The sequence below is a fragment of the Janthinobacterium sp. C22 genome (assembly GCF_057919405.1).
In genome coordinates this window covers 4,188,430-4,208,160 of the sequence record NZ_CP193659.1, presented here as the reverse complement: position 1 = coordinate 4,208,160, position 19,731 = coordinate 4,188,430, and the positions used below count along the sequence as shown (strand labels likewise).

Below are 19,731 nucleotides of genomic sequence, written 5' to 3'. Positions count from 1 at the left end.
GTTATTCCGCTATAAAAAGTTCGATGCCCAGCTTGTGCAGCCCTTCGCGGTATTCCTGGCTGATGCTGGCATCGGTGATGACGGTATCGACGCGGTCCAGCTGCACGATGCGGTGCAGGCTGACGCGGCCGAACTTGGAGGCGTCCGTGAGGACGATGATTTTCTTGGCCCGTTCCACCATCTTGTGGTTCAGGCTTGCTTCCGCTTCGTGGTGGGTGGTGACGCCGAACTGCAGGTCGAAGCCGTCCACGCCCAGGAACAGCTTGTCGAAGCTGTAGGCTTGCAGACAGGTCTCGGCCTGGCTGCCCTGGATCGACAGCGACTGCTTGCGCAGCAGGCCTCCCGTGAGGATCAGGTCCACGCCGGGCGCGTCGGCCAGTTCCCAGGCGATGTTCAGGCCATTCGTCGCCACCGTCACGCCCGTCGCATCGCGCAGATGGCGCGCCAGCGAGATGGTGGTGGTGCCCGAGTCGATGATGATGTTGTCGCCCGGTTCCACCAGCCGCGCCGCATACGCGCCGATGCGCTCCTTCTGCTCGTGGTTGATGGCGTCCTTCTGGCGTATCGTGTGCTCGGGCGGCGGCGTGCGCGTCAGGGTCGCGCCGCCGTGGCTGCGCGTGGCCATGCCTTGCGCTTCCAGCGCATTCAAGTCGCTGCGGATGGTGACCGCGGACACGCCGAGCTTTTCCACCAGATCGGTCACTTGCACCGAGCCCTGCTGGGCAAGCATTTGGAGGATGGATTCACGGCGTTGGCTGGTATTTCGCATGGTGGCGGGCTCAGTAAAAAATGAAAATACCGAGCTTAACAGATTGCCGCTTCGGCAATGACGGCCACTGCCGCATTGCGGTTGCAGGCGCGCGCATATTGCGCCAGCAAGCTGCCGATCTTGTGCTCGATCAGGGCCGGCGCCTGCGCTGGCAGGCTGCCCTGCACCACCGCCAGATACTGTTCCGGCAAATGCTGGCTCAGCAGCGGCAGCGGAATCGCCACGGCATCGAGGTTGGCCAGCAGCTTGCCGACGGCGGCCGCCACTTCCGGCTCGCCCCAGTAATAGCGGCAACGGTCGCTCAAGCCGTAGCGGCGCATCAGCCGCTGTTCTTCCGGCGTGCCCAGGTAATGCTTGATCCAGTTCTTCGGCTTGGACACCATCACATCGTCGAGCACCTGCATCAGCTGCGAGGTGGCGTGCGCCGGCAACAGTTCTTCCTCGATCTGGCACAGCGCGAACAGCGCTTCGCGCAGGGCGAAGGTGGCGGCTGGGCCCACTTTCAGGATGGCGAAATGGTCGCGCACCATGGCGTGCAGGGCGGATTCGCGCTGGTAGTCGGTCGAGTGGGCTTCGAACACGAGGCCGGGCTGCTCGGCCACGAAGGCCGACAGTTCGGCGGCGGCATCCGCATCGTAGTGCTGGATGCTGCTCTGGTCGAAATCGACGCCCGGCTGCACCACCATGGCGATCACGCGGCGCCACGCGCCATGCAGCTCGTTCTCCATGAAGGCGCGGCGGTGCACGTCGAGCGTGCGGCGCGCGGCTTGCGGGCTGGTGACGGCGCCGGCCTGCGCCAGCGATGCTTCGCCGCCGGGAACCGGCACTTCCGTGCCGATCACGTAGACGGGGGCGCGAAGCCGGCCGCGGCGGCCGCCGCTTCGGCGACGATGCACAGGCGCGCCGAACGGGCGGCCACGGTTTCATCGTCGAGCAGCAAGGGGTCGTCGGCACAGCGCATGCTGCAATCGAGGTGGATTTTATGGAAGCCGGCCGACGCATACGCGGCGATCAGCGTTTCGGCGTGGTCCATGGCGGTGGCCGCATCGAGGTGCTGCCAGGCGTTCGGACCCAGGTGGTCGCCGCCCAGCACCAGGCGGCTGGCGGGGAAACCCTGTTCCCGGGCCATTGCCAGCATGGTGTCGCGGAAAACGTTTGGTGTCATGCCCGTGTAGCCGCCGAACTGGTCGACCTGGTTCGATGTCGCTTCGACCAGCAGCACGGTGTCGTACTCGCTGGCCACGCGCATGGCGGCGCGCAGCACGCTCGGGTGGCTGCAGCAGACGGCGTACAGGCCCACGCGCTCGCCGCGGCGGTGCGCCTTGATCACTTGCTGGATGGGCGACAGGGTAAAACTCGGGTTTTCCGCTTGCTTCATCATGTTGACGCCTTTATATGTTGTCGTATCAAAAGGGCCGCGCCGCGCGCGCCGCCGGCGTCGCCAAAGCGGGGCGGCAGGATGGGCGGCACGTGCACGCCGGGGAACAGGTGGCGCTTCACGGCGGCCGGCAGCTTGTCGTACAGGTGCGGCAATTTGGACAGGCCGCCGCCGAGCACGATGACGTGCGGGTCGTAGGCCAGCACCAGGCCGGCCAGGGCGTGGCCCAGCAAGTCGAGGTGCACGGCCACCGTGCGTTCGGCCACGGCGTCGCCCATGTTGGCGCGGGCCACGATGGCCAGCGGTTCGGCGCCGTCGCCGCCAAAGTGCGCGTGGAGCTTGCGCATGGCGGGGCCGGAAACGTAGCGCTCCAGGCAGCCCGCCTTGCCGCAGGGGCAGGCGTAATCGATCAGGCCATGCTGCGCCAGCAGGGTGGCGGGCAGGCTCCAGTGGCCCCATTCGCCGGCCACGCCGTTAAAGCCGCGCAGCAGCTGGCCGCCCACGCAATAGCCGCCGCCGGCGCCCGTGCCGAGGATGGCGCCGAACATGCTGGCGGCATGGTCGGCCGCGCCGCCCTGCGCCTCGGACAGGGCGAAACACTGGCAATCGTTGCCGATGGCGACAGGGCGCTGCAAGGCTTGCTGCAGGGTTTGCGCCACCAGGCGGCCGTTCAGGGCCGGCACGTTGGAGCTGAGCTGGCGCCCGCTGGCGCTGTCGATCACGCCGGGCAAGCCGATGCCGACGGGCGCCGTCGTGCCCAGGGCCGCGTCGCCGCGCGCCACCAGGCCGACGATCGCTTGCACGAAGGCGCTGAAATCGTCGCCCGGCGTGGCCACGCGCTCGCGGAACGTTTCGGTCAGCGCGCCGTCGCGGTCGGCAAAGGCGACCAGCTCCATCTTGCTGCCGCCGATGTCGATGCCGTGAAAGCCCTGGATGGAATTAGAATTGGTCATGGCCATAGATGGTGACGCCCTGCACGACACGGTTGACGATGCCGCCGGCGAATGGATTGTCGGGGCGCAGTTGCAGCAGCGCGGACTGGTGCAGCGCATATTGCTGCGCCATCAGCAGCCACAGCGGTGCCAGCCAGGCGTCGGGCCAGGCCGGCGCGTCGGCCGCCAAGTTGGCAGATAAGTCGCCGCCGATGCCCACCGTCAGGCAGCGCTGCGCCACGCTGTCGCGCTGCAGTTCTTTCAGTAGATCGTCTTCATACTGGCGCGCCAGGGGCTTGCTGCTGCGCAGCAGGACCACCAAGGACTCCGTGGTGACGGCCGATTTCGGGCCGTGGCGGAAACCGAGCGGTGTATTTGCCATCGCCATCACGCGGCCGCCCGTCAACTCCAGGATTTTCAATGCCGCTTCCTTGGCCAGCGCTTCCAGCGGGCCGCTGCCCAGGTAGACCACGCGCTGCACCGGCTGCGAGCCCAGCTCCGCCACGGGGGCCGACCAGTCGCGCAGGGCGTCTTCGCCCAGCTGCGCCAGGGTCTCGAGGCGCGCCACGTCGACGTCCTTGCCCAGCACCGACAGGGCCGCCAGCAGCATGCTGCTAAAGCTGCTGGTCATGGCGAAGCCGCGGTCGCAGCTGCCTTCCGGCATCAGCAGGTTATAGGTATGGTCGTCGTTGGCGCCCTGGCGCGCCAGCTTGCCGTCCGCGTTGCAGGTGATGTTCAGGAAGCGCGCGCCGGGCACGACCTGGCGCAGCAGTTCCACGGCCGCCAGGCTTTCCGGGCTGTCGCCGCTGCGGGCAAACGACACGAGCAAGGTGGGTGCATCCGCTTCCAGGTACAGCTCATGGTGCGTCAGCAGGGTGGTGGTGGCGATGGCGCGGATCTGCGCGGGCCAGGCGGCGTTCAGGGTGTCGACGACGATTTCGCCCGCATAGGCCGAGCTGCCGGCGCCCGTCAGGATCACGCGCTGCAGGGGATTGGACAGCGCATCGCCCAGGAAGGCGGCCAGGCCGGCTTGCTCCTTGCGCAAAATGCCGGCCAGCGCGCGCCAGATGGCCGGCTGGTGGGCGATCTCCTCGGCCGTGTGCAGGCCGCCGATGTCGCGCCAGGTTTGAATGTCACGCTGAAGAAGGGTAGTCATGAGAGGTCAGTAAAGTGTTTGTTGGAGAAAGCATAAATACTAAATTTCGAAAAGTCAAATACGAAAGTAAAACGAAAGTAAATTGTTGTGCGGCTTGCGAAATAATGGCGTCGTATGGGTGTTTTTCTGGACCGCATTCGTGTTGCGGTGCCGCATGAAACCCAGTCCTTCCGCCGCCTGTCGCTGAAATGCGACGATAACGAAAGTATGTTTTGTGACATTTTGGTGAAACGTAAGAAAAACGCGCCAATCCTGGGCATTTTATTAATAAATTGCCGCTTTAACTTTCTTTTTGTTGACGATATTTATTTTTCTTCTTAAAGTAATTTCATTGAATCAATTCTGAAAGCCAGCAGATGAAACCTCTCCCGCTTCCCCGTCGCGCCCTTGCCGCCTGCGTCCTCGCCGCCCTCGCCACCCTGGCTGCCCCCGGCCTGCAGGCCGCGCCTATCGGCAATCTGACAAGCTTGAGTGCGGTGCGTGCTGCCGACGTGGCCAAGGGCGAGGCGCTGGGCTGGGATGTGCGCAGCGACACGGGCATGCAGCTGCGTATCAGCCTGCCGCAGGCGGACGTGCTGCGCATCCAGGCGGGCGGCAAGGGCGGCTTGACGGGACCCGGCGACAAGGCCGCGCCCATCGTCGTGGGCCAGCCTGCCGCGCAGGTGGCGTATGAGATCGATGAACAGCCGGAGCATATCGTGATCCGCACCGAAGCCCTGAGTCTGCGCATCGACCGCAAACCCTTGCGTTTTACCTTGTACCGCAAGGGCGACGCCGTGCCGCTGTGGCGCGAAGTGCAGCCGCTGTCGCTCGACGACAAGCAGGGCGTGCAGGTGCTGTCGAGCTTGCCGGGCGAGCGTTACTTCGGCGGCGGCCAGCAGAATGGCCGCTTCGAATTCAAGGGTAAGCAGGTGCCCGTGTCGTATTCGGGCGGCTGGGAAGAGGGCGACCGGCCGAATCCCGCGCCATTTTTGATGAGTTCACGGGGCTGGGGCATGCTGCGCAATACCTGGTCCGACGGCAATTACGATTTGCGCGACAAGGAACAGATCTCGCTGCAGCACGCGGAAGGGCGCTTCGATGCGTATTTCTTCGTCGGCAAGGACTTGCGCGACGTCGTCGCCCGCTACACGGACTTGACGGGCCGCGCGCGCATGCTGCCCCGCTGGGCGCTCGAATACGGCGATGCCGATTGCTACAACGATGGCGACAACGTGAAAAAGCCCGGCTCCGTGCCGAAAGGCTGGAGCGACGGCCCCACGGGCAAGACGCCGGACGTGGTGGAAAACGTGGCGCGCCAGTACCGAGACCACGACATGCCGGGCGGCTGGATTTTGCCCAACGACGGCTATGGCTGCGGCTACACGAACTTGCCGGAAACGGTGAAGGGCCTGGCCGGCTATGGCTTCCGCACGGGCCTGTGGACGGAAAACGGCGTCGACAAGATCGCCTGGGAAGTGGGGCAGGCGGGCAGCCGCGTGCAAAAGCTGGACGTGGCGTGGACGGGCAAGGGATATCAATTTGCCATGGATGCGAACAAGTCCGCCTATGACGGCATCCTGAACAACTCCGACAGCCGCCCGTTTTTATGGACGGTGATGGGCTGGGCCGGCATCCAGCGCTACGCCGTGGCGTGGACGGGCGACCAGAGCGCCAGCTGGGACTACATCCGCTGGCACATTCCGACCCTGATCGGCTCAGGTCTTTCCGGCCAGGCGTATGCCTCGGGCGACGTCGACGCCATCTTCGGCGGCAGCCCGGAAACCTATCTGCGCGATTTGCAGTGGAAAAGCTTTACGCCCGTCCTGATGGGCATGTCCGGCTGGGCCGCGGCCGAGCGCAAGCATCCGTGGTGGTTCGAGCAGCCGTACCGCGACATCAACCGCCGCTATCTGAAGCTCAAGATGCGTTTGACGCCGTACATGTACACGCTGGTGCGCGAAGCGGAGCAATCGGGCGCGCCGCTGGTGCGGGGCCTGATGTGGGATTATCCGCAAGACCCGGCCGCCTACACGGAAGCGTATAAGTATCAATTCCTGCTGGGCCGCGACGTGCTGGTGGCGCCCGTCTACCGCAGCCAGGCCGTCAGCGGCGGCTGGCGCAAGGGCATCCATCTGCCGCAGGGTACGTGGTATGACTACTGGGATGGCCGCCAGGCCACGGCGGACGCGAAAGGGCGCGACCTCGATCTCCAGGTCACCCTGGACAAGCTGCCCGTGTTCGTGCGCGCCGGCGCCATCCTGCCCATGTATCCGGAAATGCTGTACGACGGCCAGAAGCCGAAGGACCAGCTGACGCTCGATATCTACCCGCACGGCGATTCCCAGTACACCTTGTATGAAGACGATGGCAACACGCGCCAGTACCAGGGCGGCGCCTTCAGCCAGCAAATCATCCGCATGCGCCAGACGGGCGCCGACGTGCAGGTCGACATCGGTGCCGTTGAGGGCAAGTACCAGGGCCAGGAAGCGCGCCGCGGCTATGCGCTGCGCATGCTGGCGGGCCAGCGACCGGCAGCCGTCAGGGCGGGCGAACGCCTGCTCGCGGCGTCCGCCGATCGTGCCGCCTACGACAAGGCGGTCGAAGGCTGGTATTTCGACGCGGCAGACAGGCAAGGCACCTTGCACGTGAAAGTGGCGGCGCAGGATATCCGCCAGTCCCTGGCCTTGCAGGTGGCCGGTGCGCAGGCCGTGGCGAGAAGCGATGCCGATTTCCCCGCCGCTCCCGTGCCGGGCCGCGCCTTGCCGGCCGACGCCATGCAGGTGGTGGCGCGTCCGGCGGAAGAAAGCGGCTATCCGCTGGAAAACGCCTTCGACGGCAAGCCCGAGACGTGGTTCCGCACCGTGCGCAGCCCGTCCGTGAAAAGCGGTCCCCATGAATGGGTGATCGGCTTTACGGAACGGCGCCTGGTCGATGGTATCGAACTGGCGCCGCGCAACGACCAGCACTGGAAGCATGGCCAGGTGCGGGATTATGAAATCTACGTCGGCGACAACAACGGCGACTGGGGCGCGGCGCTGCAGCGGGGCACCCTCAAGCTGGAACAGGGCGTGCAGACGATCAATTTCCCCGCCACGGCAGGGCGTTTGCTGCGCTTCCGCGTCATGAGCACGCAAAATCCGGAAGGCGACGGCGCGGCGTCCACCGACCCGATGGTGACGGCGGCGCAGGCCGGGCCGGTGGCACGCGCGTTCGACGCGGCGCTGGCGACCGACGTGGCGCCCGTGACCTTGTCCGAATTCCGCGTGCTCGAACACCGCGTGGCCGAAGGAGAAGAGGTGCAGCGCTATCTGTCGGACCTGGCGCTGCCGAAGACTGTCGCGAAAGACCGGCCGGCCGGCAAGGCCGCCGAGATGCGCATGAACGGGCTGTGGTTCCGCAAGGGCCTCGGCGTGGGACCTGCCAGCCGCATCGACTTGCAGCTGACGGGCAACTGGAATCTGCTGCGCGCCGACCTGGGCGTGGACGATAGCTGCCGCAGCGCGGGCGGCTTGCAATTCCAGGTCTGGAGCGGTGAGCGGCTGCTGTACGACAGCGGCCTGGTCACGGCTCCCGGGGTGGTCAAGCCCGAAATCGACGTGCGCGGCCTGAGCCAGCTCAGTTTGCGCACCCTGGGCGCGCGCGGCGCCCACCCGGCCCAGGTCTGCGGCAACTGGGCCAACGCCGTACTGACCGGCACGGAAGGCGCGACCGTCAAGCCGCGCTAACTACTTCAATCATTTCACTAACAACGAGCCCCTCTTCGGACCGGGGAGGGGCTCTTGCAGCCTGACGAAAACAAATCACTTATAAAAGGGAGATGGGAATGCACTTGAAAAAACTGATGGCCGCCATGGTGGCGGTAGGATTGGGCTCAACTGCGCTGGCGTCGACGGCGCTGGCAGCGGAGGAGGAAAAACTGGCGCGCGTCGAAGTGACGGGTTCCAGCCTGAAGCGCATCAACGCGGAAACGGCGTCGCCCGTGCAGGTGATCAACGCCAAGCAGATCGAAAACATGGGCGCGCTCACCTTGCTGCAGGTGCTGGACAACCTGCCTGCCGCCCGTCCTGCGCAGCAGGATTTCCGTTCGATGTTCACCGGCTCCGACGGCGGCTCGCAGGCGAACTTGCGCGGCATGGGCGCGCAGGGCACGCTGGTGCTGCTCAATGGCCGCCGCCTGTCGTTCTACGGCGCCCCGGCCGGCTTCCAGACCATGTTCGTCAATATCGACGCCATTCCCGCCGCCGCCATCGAGCGCATGGAGATTTTGACGGATGGCGCGTCGGCCGTGTATGGCTCCGATGCCGTCGCCGGCGTCATCAACGTGATCACCAAGAAGTCGTATCAGGGCCTGGAAGCGCGCGCCAATGGCGAATTTTCGCCCAGCGTGAAAGCGTACGGCGAACGCCAGGCCAGCGTGCTGTATGGCGTGGGCGACCTGGCCAGCGACGGCTACAACGTCTACGGTTCCGTCAACGTCTACCAGCGCGACCGCATCGCGCTGGCCGACACCTGGCAGAAGCGTCCCTCGTATTTCTATGTGAACAATCCCAATTTCATCCCGAACATGCGCGTGGGCGTGGGCAGCGAACCGGGCGTGATGAATCCGGGGACCTTCTTTGTCTTCGACAAGGCCAACAACAATGCCCGCACGCAGCGCGCCGCGCCCGGCTGCAGCACCAGCATCACCGAAGCGTCGGGCACGCGCTGCGTGTGGAATGCGCTGCCCAACCAGCTTGACACGGGCCCCACCTCGGAGCGCGCCACGGCCTACCTGAGCGGCCGGCTGAAACTGGGCAACGACATGGAAGCGTTCGCGGAAGGAGCCTTCACCCACATCAAGATGCGCGGCGAGAATGGCCCGTCCAGCTTCAACAGCGGCAGCACGAACAACTGGTTCGCGCGCAACACGGGCAATACCCTGAACACCTTCGCCACGCCTTTCCTGAGTCCGAACAACGTCTACCTGAAGGGCAAGCTCGATGCCGATATGCTGGCCAAGATGGGCGGCGCCGCCGGCTTGAACTACCTGCTGCAGGATGCGCAGGGCCACTTCGGCCAGAAAAACGTCGATGAAAACTACCGCGCGCTCGTCGGCCTGCGCGGCGGCATCGGCGGCGGCTGGGATTTCGAAACGGCGCTCAGCGTGGCGGGCAGCCATTCCACCCTGTTCCAGACGGCCAACCTGAACATCAATGGCTTCAAGCAGGCGTTCGGCCCGTTCACGAAAGATCCCGTCAGCGGCCGCACGTATATCTCGGACAATCCCGCCTACAAGTTCGGCGAAATCAGCGAAGCCAACGCGGCGCTGCTGCGCGCCGCCTATCCGACCTTCGCCATCGAATCCTGGACCAAATTGATGACGTGGGACGCGAAGCTGGAAGGCACTTTATTCAAGCTGGGCGAGCGCGAAGTGCGCGCCGCCGTGGGCACCAACGTCATGCGCGAGAGTTTTCTTACGCCCGGCAACGCGGATGCGGCCAATGGCCTGATCACGCAGCAGGGCGGTTCCTGGTTCGATGGCAAGCGCACCATCGCGGCCGTGTTTGGCGAAGTGGTGGTGCCGCTCAGCGACACCCTGGAAGTCAACGCGGCCGCGCGCCTGGACAAATATCCGCATTTCTCCGCCAACCTGGCGCCCAAGCTGGGCGTGATCTGGCGCGCGCGGCCCGACCTGATGCTGCGCGGGACGTATTCGGAAGGCTTCCGCGCGCCCAATCTGGCTGAATCGGGCTCGGGCGGCGTCTTTGCCCAGGTGGGCGGCATCCGCGACACGGTGCGCTGCGATGAAACGAATGCCATGGCGCGCGCCCTGATGAAGTCCAGGGTGGCGACGGATGCGGACCTGGGCAAGAGCCTGCTCAATTCGAACTGCTCGACGACGGTGGGCGGCCTGACGCCGCCGAACCAGAACCTGCGTCCGGAAAAGGCCAAGATTTCCACCGTGGGCCTGGTGCTGCAACCGGCCAAGGACGTGAGCATCTCCATCGATTACTGGTTCATCAACCGCCGCGACGAAATCGTGCGCCAGGACTTCAACGAGCTGTTTACGGAACTGGTGGACAAATACGGCCCGACCCTGGCCGGCGCGCCTAACGCCATCCGCAACGACCTGACGGACACGGACCGGGGCAATATGGCGGCGGTGGCGGCCATGTGCGCCAATCCCGCCAACGCGGGCGTATGCGCGGGCGGCGTGCCGAAGTATTCCGTGGGCAACCTGGGCGGCTTGATCAACTCGTATTCGAACCGCGGCCGCACCCTGATGGATGGCGTGGACATCGATGCGCGCACGCGCTTTGGGCTCGGCGACTGGGGCAAGCTGAGCACGGGCATCGCCGCCACCATCCGCAAGCGCGACACCCACGACAGCGAGGACGGCAGCGACATCAAGGGCAATACCGTCGGCTACTACGATTCGCCGCGCTACCGCGCCACCGTCAACGCCGACTGGAGCTACCGCGACTTCGTCAGCAGCGTCTTCATCAACTATTCGGGCAAGACGCGCTGGGCGTATGGTCCATGGGACAAGGACAACACGCCGGAAAACTGCACCGCCGCCTCGGTGGCGCTGCCGGCCGGCCAGTGCAAGGGCGCGCCGTCGTACACGACGGTCAACCTGGCCTTCAGCTGGAAGCCGATCAAGCACCTGGACATCGGCCTGAACGTGAAGAACGCGTTCAACAAGCAGCCGTACTACGACCCGAACGGCTGGGAAGGCTACAACCATAGCCAGGACCTGTTCGGCCGCCAGTTTGCCCTGTCGGCCAGCTACAAGTTCTTTTAACAGCTGATGCCGCCCCGGTCTGCCAGCGGACCGGGGTATGGTCATAAAAAGAAAAAAACAATATTCCGAAATGCGTAATACGAAAGATAAACGTAAGCGAAAGATGATTGCCCTGTCTTCTTTCGCCTTGTTCTCCCGGATTATCGGACGGATTCTCCGCTGTCTGTCACCTGTCTGCATGCGCGTGTATCTGTCACACCACGATAACGAAAGTTATCTGCCTCGCGGCTGATTGAATCGAAAGAAAAAACGCCTTTATTTGCTTGGTTTAGCAATAAATTTGCGTTATAACTTTCTTTTTGTTGACGATACTTATTTTTCTTTTTAAAGTAATCCCAAGAAAACGAAAATCAGCCGAACGGACTGGTTTCCCGGAAGGGACGGCTGCCTGGCTCTCCCTTCCGACGCTCACCATAAGAATTGCATCCCCCGGCTTCGCCCTGGAGCGGGGAGGGCGCGTATAACCCTCGATATAGACGGAGAGACACATGCATACCACCCGACTCAAATTGCGCGACATCAGCCGCGCCGCCGCGATCGTGATCGCCCTGGCGGCAGGCGTGCCAGGCCAGGCCTGGGCACAGTCGAACGCCACCAGCACCATCTTCGGCGAAGTAAGCGCGCCCGCCGGCGCCACCGTGGTGCTGGAAAACCTGGCGACGGGCGTGCAGCGCAGCCTGACGCCCGATACGTCGGGCCGCTATGTGGCCAACTCCATGCCGCCGGGCCGCTATGCGGTGCGCGTGCTGCGTGCCGGTTCGGTGGAAGCGTCGCAGGAAGTCGAAGCCCTGATCGGCGCAGGCGCCGAAGCGAACTTCGGCCCGGCCAGCGCGGCCGGCCCCGTGGGCCAGGAGCAGACCGTCGTCGTGAAGGCGTCGCGCAATCCGATCGACGTGTCGAACACGAACAATGGCGTGATCTTCACCGCCAAGGAACTCAAAGCGCTGCCGGTCGGCAATGACGTGGCCTCCATCGTGCAGCTGACGCCGGGCGTGTCGCGCGGCACCAACAGCGTGTACGGCAATGCGCCGTCGATCGGCGGCTCGGGCCAGTCGGAAAACGCGTTCTACGTCAACGGTTTCCCCATCACCAACATCCTGACCCAGGTGGGCGCGTCGGAACTGCCGTTTGGCGCGATCTCGAACCTGCAGGTGCTGTCGGGCGGCTACGGTTCCGAGTTTGGCCGTTCCACGGGCGGTGTGATCAACATCACCACCAAGAGCGGCGGCAACAAGGTCGAATTCGGCGGCAAGGTCTCCATCATTCCCCGTTCGCTGAAAGGCGAGCCGGAAAACACGTATTACCCGAACACGGGCGCCAATCCCAAGACGGACGGCAATCTGCTGTACTGGAACCGCGACAACGGCAGCACCAGCAAGGTGGTGGGCCTGTACGGCAGCGGTCCGCTGATCAAGAACAAGCTGTTCGCCTTCGTGGCGCTGGAACAGACGCGCACCGACAGCCAGGCCGTCGCCGCCACCGCCGACTCGGGCACGGCCCTGGCGCGCGGCTGGAGCACCAGCCAGAGCAAGGTGGACCGCATGACGGCCAAGCTCGATTTCAACCTGACGGACGACCATCACTTCGAATATACCAAGCTGTATGACCGCACGAAGACGGACAGCCAGGCGTATGGCTACAGCTACGCCACGCATGCGAGCAACGGCGTACAGGCAGGCAAGGGCGAGACGACGGTCAACTGCTGCGGCTCGTCGGCCGCGCCGGGCGCCAACATCGACATCTTCAAGTACACGGGCTACCTGACAGACAACCTGACCGTGACGGCCATGATGGGCGAATCGCGCACCTCGCACACGCGCACGCCGAATGGCTACAATCCGCTGCTGGCGCAGACGTCGTCGAACGCATCGACCCAGGTGCCGGGCCTGACGTACGCCAATCCGCAGACGGTGACGGGCACCCTGGTCGACCCGTCGTCGGAAGACCGCCAGAAAGCCAAGCGCCTGGACCTGGAGTACAAGCTGGGCAAGCATTCGCTGCGCGGCGGCATCGACCGCATCGACGTGGAATCGAAGGTGGGCCTGAGCCTGGCCGGCGGCTACCGCTGGAGCTACCAGCGCGCGACCGATCCGAACCGCCCGATCAACGGCGCGTTTGAGACGCCGGCCCAGGGCGGCGGCTACGGCGCGCAGGGCTACTACGTCAGCAAGGACTTGAACGCCAACCTGGCGCGCCCCACCAGCGTGCAATCGGCGCAATACATCCAGGATCACTACCAGGTCACGGAGCGGGTGTTGCTGGACCTGGGCCTGCGCCGCGAACAGTTCACCAACTACAGCACCGACGGCGTGGCCTTCATCTCGCAGCGCAACATGATCGCCCCGCGCGTGGGCGCCACCTGGGATTACCTGGGCGACGGCACCCTGAAATTCTTCGCCAACGGCGGCCGCTACCACCTGCCGGTGCCATCGAATTTGTCGAGCAACATGGCCAGCCCCTTCCTGGCCACCAGCGAGATGTACACCTACACGGGCGTCGATCCCGTCACGGGCGCGCCGACGGGCCTGCACGCGATCAGCAAGCCGTATTCGGCCAACAATGCGTATGGCCAGAGCCGCGATGCGCGCGAAGTGACGGCCATCGGATTGAAGCCGCTGTCCCAGGATGAATTCTCGCTCGGTTTCGAACGCGCCCTGAGCAAGAAGCTGGTGGTGGGCGCCAGCGTCCTGTACCGCAAGCTGAACGACACCAACGACGACGTGTGCGACGCGCGTCCGCTGCAAGCCTGGGCCACGCGCAACAGCGTCGACACGAGCAACTGGGGCGGCTTCCAGTGCGCCATCATCAACCCGGGCCGCGACAACAGCCTGATGGTGGACTTCGACGACGGCAAGGGCTTGCGCCGCGTGGACATTTCGGCGGCCGAGTGGGGCAACCCGCTGCCATCGCGCACCTACCGCGCCCTGAACCTGTTCGTCGAGCACCCGTACACGAACGGCTGGTACGGCAAGCTGACCTACACCCTGTCTGCGCTGAAGGGCAATATGGAAGGCCAGACGGACAGCATCGGCGGCGGCGACGTTGGTCTGACGGTCAGCGACGACCACAAGGAACTGATGTACAACGCCTATGGCTACCTGCCGGGCGACCACCGCCATGCGTTCAAGGCCTACGGCTTCATGCAGGTGATCCCGGATGTGACGGTCGGCGCCAACCTGTCGCTGACCTCGGGCGCGCCGCGCAACTGCATCGGCGCGCTGCCGGACAACCTGAAGTTCGAGAACGACTACGGCGATTCCTACTTCTATTGCAATGGCAAGCCGGCGCCGCGCGGCAGCCAGGGCCGCCTGCCGTGGCAAGCCCAGCTGGACATGAATCTGGCCTATACTCCCAGCGCCGTCAAGGGCCTGAGCCTGAAAGTGGACGTGTTCAATGTGTTCAACAGCCAGACCGTGACCCGCTATAACGAAACGCGCGAAGACCATGGCGCCATCGCCCGCAGCTATCTGCAGGTGGCGGGCCGCACGGCGCCGCGTTCCGTGCGCTTCACGGCGGAATACACCTATTAAATTGCAGCCGGCCCGCCGTGCGGCGGGCCAGCGACGATCATTACCAATGGAAGCGAGAAGAGACCAATGACGACACAATTCAATCGACGCAATTTCCTGTCCGCCAGCGCCGCGCTGGCCGGTGGCGCCATGGCCGGCAGCGCCTTGCTGCCTGGCGAGGCCAATGCCGCACCTGCCGCCGGCCGCGACAAGGTCCGCCTGGGCCTGATCGGCACGGGCATGCGCGGCCAGGTGCTGCTGGCCGAACTGGTGCGCCGCGACGACGTGGAGGTGGTGGCCCTGTGCGATATCGAACCGATCATGCTGAAGCACGCGCTGGGTCAGGTGGCCAAAGCCGGCAAGCTGCGGCCGCGCACCTATGGCGAAGACCGCGACCAGAAAGCCTACAAGCGCATGCTGGACGCGGGCGGCCTCGATGGCGTGATCATCGCCACGCCATGGGAATTCCATGCGCCCATGGCGATCGCCGCCATGCAGGCGAAGATCGCCGTCGGCTGCGAAGTGGTGGCCGGCATCACCCTGCAAGACCACTGGGACGTCTTGAATACCCAGCTGAAAACGGGCACGCCGTACATGTTGCTGGAAAACGTGTGCTACCGCCGCGACGTGATGGCGGCGCTGCAGATGGTGCGCGCGGGCCTGTTCGGCGAACTGCTGCATCTGCAGGGCGGCTACCAGCATGATTTGCGCGCCGTCAAATTCAACAGCGGCAATCCGGCCAAGCCGTATGGCGGCGGCGTGGAATTCGGAGAGAAGGGCTGGTCGGAAGCCCATTGGCGCACGCAGCACTCGGTCGAGCGCAACGGCGAACTGTATCCGAGCCACGGCATCGGCCCCTGCGCCATGTACACCAACATCAACCGCGGCAACCGTTTTACGCGCATCAACGCCTTCGCCACCAAGGCGCGCGGCTTGCACGACTATATCGTCAAGCAGCCGGGCGGCGCGCAGCATGCGAACGCCAAAGTGAAATTCAAGCTGGGCGACGTGGTCACCACCACCCTGGCGTGCGAGAACGGCGAAACCATCATCCTGCAGCACGATACGAGCCTGCCGCGCCCGTATTCGCTGGGCTTCCGCGTGCAAGGCACGGATGGTCTGTGGATGGACCTGAACAATGCCATCCATATCGAGGGCGTCAGCAAGCCGCACCAGTGGGACGACTTCAAGGCTTACCAGGACAAGTATGAGCATCCCGTCTGGCGCAAGTACGCGGCGCAAGCCGAGGGCGCGGGCCACGGCGGCATGGACTTCTTCGTCATCCACGCCTTTGTCGAAGCATTGAAGGCCAACGCACCGATGCCGATCGATATCTACGATGCCGTCACCTGGAGCGCCATCACGCCGCTGTCCGAGCAGTCGATCGCCGCCAACTTCCAGACCCTGGACTTCCCGGACTTCACGGGCGGGCAGTGGAAGTCGCGCAAGCCGATCTTCGCCCTTGACGGCAAGTACTAAGCACCATCCGCCCGCTACCGCGCCTGCCGCCGTAGCGGGTTTTTCTTTCCCCATCCGTTTTTCAACCGCGGCGCAGGCGCGCAGGCCCTTGCTCGTCCGCCGCAAGCCGTACCACACCAGGAGACGTTGATGAAACACAGAAGTTCATTGCTCTTTGCATTCCTTCCCGCCATGCCGATGCTGCTGGCGGCCTGCGGCGGCGCCACCGCCACCGGCACGGGCGGCACCGCCTTGCTGGCCGCCAGCGTGACCGCGCCGGCCACGTCCGCCATCGTGGAACTGGCCGGCAACGCCTTCATCACCAGCGGCGACAAAGGCGCCGTCATCAACGAGCGTGGCCTGTCCGGCTGGAGCAATCCCGATGCCGTCGCCAGCACCTACTTCCGCGTGGCCGGGGCGGGCCCGGTGCAGGTGGCGCTCGACGCCAGCCTGGCCGATGGCGGCAACAGCACCATCCGCGTGAAGATCAACGGCGCGCCGTTCGACGTCAAGCTGGCCGGCAAGGCGCGCAAGACCTATGCCGTGGGCACGGTGAACGTGGCGGCGGCCGGCTATGTGAAGGTGGACTTGCAGGGACTGTCGCGCGTGAAGGACACGTTCGGCGACGTCTCCGCGCTGAAGGTGACGGCCAGCGCCGCGCTCACCTACGCCAACGACCCCGCCAATTACTACTGGTCGCGGCGCGGCCCGTCCGTGCACATGGGCTACACGGTGCCCGCCAATACCGAGTATTTCTATAACGAGATGACGATTCCCCAGGGGCAGGACGCCATCGGCTCCTACTTCATGGCCAACGGCTTTGGCCAGGGCTACATGGGCATCCAGGTGAAATCGCCGAGCGAGCGCTGGATCCTGTTCTCCGTGTGGGATGCCGACAATGGCGCGAAAACCACCCTGGTCAGCAAGGGCGCCGGCGTGGTCGATAATGCGTTCGGCGGCGAGGGCACGGGCGGCCAGACCTATCTGTCGTACAACTGGGCGGCCGGCACGACGTACCGCTTCATCACGCGCGCGCGGCCCGACGGCAATGGCGGCAGCGATTACTCGGCCTGGTTCTTTGCGCCCGAGACGGGCAAGTGGCGCTACATCGCCACCTGGAAGCGGCCGGCGATTTCCACGTATTTGACGGGCGTGCATTCCTTCCTCGAGAATTTCATCGATACCCTGGGCTACACGGAACGCCGCGTCCAGTTCGGCAATCAGTGGGCGAGGAACGTTGCCGGCACCTGGTCGGAAGTGACGGCGGGGAGGTTCACCGGCGACGCCACGGCCACCAATGCGCAGCGCATGGATTACGCGGGCGGGCTGGAAAACGGCAAATTCTACCTGCATAACGGCGGCTTTTTTGCCGATGTCGTGAAGACCAGCCAGAACTTCACGCGTCCGGCGACAGGCCAGGCGCCCGCCGTCGACGTAAGCACCTTGCCGATGCAATAGGCCTTGCTGCTTAGCCCGGCCGCTTGCCCGCCATCGCGTCGATGCCGCGATAGTAGGTGAGCGGACGGCCTATCGTCACGCCCATCAATGCAGCCGCCTGGATGATGTCGTCTGTATCGCGCCGGTACACCACCAGCGCATCCATTTCGTCGCTGCCGTTGCCGTCGATCTGGATCAGCTCATAGCCGCCTTCGTCCACGGCGCGCTGCGCCAGTTCCGTATCGAGCCACTCGAAATAGGGCAGCGCGCTGCCGCGCCCTGCCTGGAGCAGTGCGCAAGGGAAGTCGGGGAAATCGTCGAACATGTCCTGTATCTGTTCGTGCAGCTCATCGAGCTTGTCGCTCGACGCCATATAGCCGCCCAGGTGCGAGAGGATCGCGACCGCGTAGGCTTGCGCATCGCTGTCGATCCACTCGTCGCGTGGCGCGGAGGGCGCGGCGGTGATGGCGACGACGGCCTCGTCGAGTTCCTCGCCTTCCAGGTCACCGCAGCTCAGTTTGGTCAGCAGTTCGGATAGCAGCATGTTCGCCTTTCAATGGGGGATGCATGGCCAGGGTGGCCGGCTTGTTGATGATGTTGCCGATACTATCATTGCCGCCTAGCCGGGCGCGTTCTGCAGAATTTGCAATGCGGGCTACGCCACCGGATACGATCGACAAGGAAATTTGGAAAGAAGCGCGATAAACAAGCCTTTGCAGGGCGCTTGCGCCGCGGTACGGCATGGAGATAGAATGCGAATCATTATTATTTACGAATCAGGGAGGTTGCGACGTGTCGGTTGCCCAACCCGGCGCTCACCAGGAGGTGGGCAGCCTGTATCACGAACACCACCGGTGGCTGCAAGGCTGGCTGCGGCACAAGCTGGGCAACGCCTTTGACGCGGCCGACGTGGCGCACGACACCTTCATGCGCCTGCTCAATCGCGATGAGGCCATCGCCGCGCGCGAGCCTCGCGCCTTTTTGACGACGGTAGCCAAGGGCGTGCTGGGCAATCTGTACCGCCGCCGCGACCTGGAGGCGGCCTACCTGGAAACGCTGGCCAGCCTGCCGGCGCAGCACGCGCCCGATCCCGAGGCGCAGGCGATCCTGCTCGAAGCCCTGTTCGACATCGACCGCCGCCTGGACGGCCTGGCGCCTGCCGTGCGCCGCGCGTTCCTGCTGTCGCAGCTCGATGGCATGCCGCAGGCGGCCATCGCGCTGGAACTGAATGTCTCGCTGGCCACCGTGCAGCGCTACCTGGTCAAAGCCATGCACCAGTGTTTCTTTGCCCATCCGGCATCGTGATGGGCGCCTTGACGCCGGAAGCGGCCAGCCTGCAAGCGGTGGAATGGCTGGTGCGCCTGCAGGCCGGCGACGCCACGCCGGAAGTGGAGCAGGCCTGGCGCGCCTGGCGCGAAAGCGACCCGGAACACGAGCAAGCCTGGCAGCATGTGGAAGGCTGCATGGCGCGCATGCGTGCCTTGCCCGCGCCGCTGGCGCACGGTACGCTGGCGCGCAAGCCGGTCCATGCGCAGGCGAATGCGGCGCGCCGCCAGTCGTTGAAATTCCTCGCGCTGCTGGCCGTGGGCGGCGGCGCCTGGCTGGCGGGCGGCGATGAACAGGCGCGCTTCTGGCTCGCCGACTACCGCACGGGCACGGGAGAATTACGCCACGTCGTGCTGGACGACGGCACGCGCATCGCGCTCAATACGGCATCCAGCATCGATGTGCGCTATGACGCGGATCAGCGCCTGGTGACGGTAGTCAAAGGCGAGATCATGGTCAGCACGGCGCGCGATCCGGCCGGCCGGCCGTTTTTCGTGCAAACGGCGCAAGGCCGCTTGCAACCGGTGGGCACGCGCTTTGCCGTGCGCGTGGAAGGCGGCCGCACGCAGCTGGGGGTGTTCGCCGGTGCCGTCGACATTCAACTGGAACAGGCGCCCGATGCGGCGCGCAGGCTGCAGGCGGGCCAGCAAACCAGCTTTACGGCGGCGCAGATCGGCGCCGTGCAAGCTTTGCCGGCCGGCGCGGATGCCTGGACGGCCGGCATGCTGGTGGCGCACGACATGCCGCTGGCGGAGTTTATCGGCGAACTGGCCCGCTACCGCCCTGGGCGTCTGGCTTGCGATCCGGCCATCGCCCACTTGCGCGTCTCGGGCATCTATCCGCTGGCCGACACCACGCAAGTGCTGGACATGCTGACGCGCACCTTGCCCGTCGACGTGCGCCAGACCACGCGTTTCTGGGTGAGCGTGGTGCCGCACCGGAAGAATCCATGAATATTTTCTGAAAAGTGAGGGGTTTGCGATTTTCGCGTGACATAGCC

12 protein-coding genes and 1 pseudogene are annotated in these 19,731 nt (G+C 64.9%); 8 read left to right on the top strand and 5 right to left on the bottom strand.

What is annotated here, in order from left to right; all coding sequences use genetic code 11:
* Nucleotide 1: 1 nt before the first annotated feature.
* The 4 genes and pseudogenes from ACRHIG_RS19740 to ACRHIG_RS19725 form a co-directional block, all read right to left on the bottom strand.
* Nucleotides 2–769, bottom strand: coding sequence for a DeoR family transcriptional regulator (locus tag ACRHIG_RS19740; RefSeq protein WP_070223655.1), 768 nt, complete (start codon nt 767–769; stop codon nt 2–4).
* Nucleotides 770–804: 35 nt separating this feature from the next.
* Nucleotides 805–2,147 (bottom strand): annotated as a pseudogene (locus tag ACRHIG_RS19735) (D-tagatose-bisphosphate aldolase, class II, non-catalytic subunit).
* Complete coding sequence (locus ACRHIG_RS19730) at nt 2,147–3,100, bottom strand: ROK family protein (protein WP_489627593.1); 954 nt, start codon at nt 3,098–3,100, stop codon at nt 2,147–2,149. Before ACRHIG_RS19730 ends, ACRHIG_RS19735 begins: the two are co-directional and overlap by 1 nt.
* The gene (locus ACRHIG_RS19725) at nt 3,087–4,235 is read right to left on the bottom strand and encodes an AgaS family sugar isomerase (RefSeq protein ID WP_489627592.1); all 1,149 of its coding nucleotides are present in this window, start codon (nt 4,233–4,235) and stop codon (nt 3,087–3,089) included. Before ACRHIG_RS19725 ends, ACRHIG_RS19730 begins: the two co-directional genes overlap by 14 nt.
* Nucleotides 4,236–4,349: 114 nt before the next feature.
* Between ACRHIG_RS19725 and ACRHIG_RS19720 the strand changes: the two genes are divergently transcribed.
* The 6 genes from ACRHIG_RS19720 to ACRHIG_RS19695 all read left to right on the top strand — a co-directional run bounded on the left by ACRHIG_RS19720 (nt 4,350) and on the right by ACRHIG_RS19695 (nt 17,426).
* Nucleotides 4,350–4,556 (top strand): hypothetical protein, encoded by a 207-nt coding sequence (locus tag ACRHIG_RS19720; RefSeq protein WP_489627591.1) that lies wholly within the window; start codon nt 4,350–4,352, stop codon nt 4,554–4,556.
* A 35-nt stretch (nt 4,557–4,591) separates the two neighbouring features.
* Nucleotides 4,592–7,942: a TIM-barrel domain-containing protein gene (locus ACRHIG_RS19715; protein ID WP_489627590.1), complete on the top strand. Its 3,351-nt coding sequence runs from the start codon at nt 4,592–4,594 to the stop codon at nt 7,940–7,942.
* Between the two features lie 98 nt (nt 7,943–8,040).
* Entirely contained in the window at nt 8,041–11,001 is a 2,961-nt protein-coding gene (locus ACRHIG_RS19710; protein WP_489627589.1) for a TonB-dependent receptor plug domain-containing protein, read from the top strand.
* 488 nt (nt 11,002–11,489) lie between these two features.
* On the top strand, nt 11,490–14,531 hold the full coding sequence (locus ACRHIG_RS19705) for a TonB-dependent receptor (RefSeq protein WP_489627588.1): 3,042 nt from the start codon (nt 11,490–11,492) through the stop codon (nt 14,529–14,531).
* A 66-nt stretch (nt 14,532–14,597) separates the two neighbouring features.
* Nucleotides 14,598–15,989, top strand: coding sequence for a Gfo/Idh/MocA family protein (locus ACRHIG_RS19700; protein ID WP_489627587.1), 1,392 nt, complete (start codon nt 14,598–14,600; stop codon nt 15,987–15,989).
* 129 nt (nt 15,990–16,118) lie between these two features.
* Nucleotides 16,119–17,426: a DUF3472 domain-containing protein gene (locus tag ACRHIG_RS19695; protein WP_489627586.1), complete on the top strand. Its 1,308-nt coding sequence runs from the start codon at nt 16,119–16,121 to the stop codon at nt 17,424–17,426.
* 10 nt (nt 17,427–17,436) lie between these two features.
* Here the strand turns inward: ACRHIG_RS19695 and ACRHIG_RS19690 are convergent, their stop codons facing one another.
* On the bottom strand, nt 17,437–17,949 hold the full coding sequence (locus ACRHIG_RS19690) for a hypothetical protein (protein WP_489627585.1): 513 nt from the start codon (nt 17,947–17,949) through the stop codon (nt 17,437–17,439).
* Nucleotides 17,950–18,197: 248 nt separating this feature from the next.
* Between ACRHIG_RS19690 and ACRHIG_RS19685 the strand changes: the two genes are divergently transcribed.
* Nucleotides 18,198–18,710, top strand: coding sequence for a sigma-70 family RNA polymerase sigma factor (locus tag ACRHIG_RS19685; protein WP_489627584.1), 513 nt, complete (start codon nt 18,198–18,200; stop codon nt 18,708–18,710).
* The gene (locus ACRHIG_RS19680; RefSeq protein ID WP_489630837.1) at nt 18,710–19,684 is read left to right on the top strand and encodes a FecR domain-containing protein; all 975 of its coding nucleotides are present in this window, start codon (nt 18,710–18,712) and stop codon (nt 19,682–19,684) included. The genes ACRHIG_RS19685 and ACRHIG_RS19680 overlap by 1 nt, the downstream gene beginning before the upstream one ends.
* The last annotated feature ends 47 nt before the right edge of the window (nt 19,685–19,731 follow it).

Bases quoted from the DNA above. Each gene is read 5' to 3' on its own strand.
- ACRHIG_RS19740 (WP_070223655.1), bottom strand. From the start codon at position 769: ATGCGAAATACCAGCCAACGCCGTGAATCCATCCTCCAAATGCTTGCC.
- ACRHIG_RS19730 (WP_489627593.1), bottom strand. From the start codon at position 3,100: ATGACCAATTCTAATTCCATCCAGGGCTTTCACGGCATCGACATCGGC.
- ACRHIG_RS19725 (WP_489627592.1), bottom strand. From the start codon at position 4,235: ATGACTACCCTTCTTCAGCGTGACATTCAAACCTGGCGCGACATCGGC.
- ACRHIG_RS19720 (WP_489627591.1), top strand. From the start codon at position 4,350: ATGGGTGTTTTTCTGGACCGCATTCGTGTTGCGGTGCCGCATGAAACC.
- ACRHIG_RS19715 (WP_489627590.1), top strand. From the start codon at position 4,592: ATGAAACCTCTCCCGCTTCCCCGTCGCGCCCTTGCCGCCTGCGTCCTC.
- ACRHIG_RS19710 (WP_489627589.1), top strand. From the start codon at position 8,041: ATGCACTTGAAAAAACTGATGGCCGCCATGGTGGCGGTAGGATTGGGC.
- ACRHIG_RS19705 (WP_489627588.1), top strand. From the start codon at position 11,490: ATGCATACCACCCGACTCAAATTGCGCGACATCAGCCGCGCCGCCGCG.
- ACRHIG_RS19700 (WP_489627587.1), top strand. From the start codon at position 14,598: ATGACGACACAATTCAATCGACGCAATTTCCTGTCCGCCAGCGCCGCG.
- ACRHIG_RS19695 (WP_489627586.1), top strand. From the start codon at position 16,119: ATGAAACACAGAAGTTCATTGCTCTTTGCATTCCTTCCCGCCATGCCG.
- ACRHIG_RS19690 (WP_489627585.1), bottom strand. From the start codon at position 17,949: ATGCTGCTATCCGAACTGCTGACCAAACTGAGCTGCGGTGACCTGGAA.
- ACRHIG_RS19680 (WP_489630837.1), top strand. From the start codon at position 18,710: ATGGGCGCCTTGACGCCGGAAGCGGCCAGCCTGCAAGCGGTGGAATGG.